We start from the raw sequence: 429 nt of genomic DNA, 5'->3' as shown, positions 1-429 counted from the left end.
CAAGCGTTATCAGGACGAGCACCGCGAGAAGCAGCCATGTCCAAACGATATGGACATGTAGGTAGACCGGAGCATGCACTACAAACATCGATGAGAACGCCACCCAAGGCAAGAATATAAGTGTAGCGACCAAGGTTCGGGGCCAAAGCCGAGCATCCAACTTGATGGTCGCTGCCACAAAAATCGACTCAGCCACGTAGATGACGCAGACAACAAGGAAGTGCATCGTCGGGTAGTGCCACAGYCGTCTGTCTGCGTCCGTATAGAAGAAGTAGTAACGAGGATCCAGACTAATCCAAGTGCTAACGCCAATTACAAGAGCAGTCGCCAGACCGATGATCAGGTTCTTGCGCTGAGCCGCCGTGAAGTTGGCCATGCTGTCTAACGCCTGAGTTAAGCCGCACCGCGGAGCGGTGTCGGCTTGAATGA

General features: G+C 53.5%; 1 protein-coding gene. It reads right to left on the bottom strand.

Going from position 1 to position 429, the window contains the following annotated elements:
* The coding region (locus tag AB4Y64_RS17740) for a hypothetical protein (RefSeq protein ID WP_441817767.1) at positions 1–376 on the bottom strand (376 nt) is incomplete at its 3' end.
* Positions 377–429 lie beyond the last annotated feature (53 nt).

This window comes from Lysobacter sp. TAF61 (assembly GCF_052113485.1).
In the GTDB taxonomy this organism is placed as follows: Bacteria; Pseudomonadota; Gammaproteobacteria; order Xanthomonadales; family Xanthomonadaceae; genus Lysobacter_J.
Note: the sequence above shows the minus strand (reverse complement) of the source record. Positions and strands in the feature narration are given on the sequence as shown.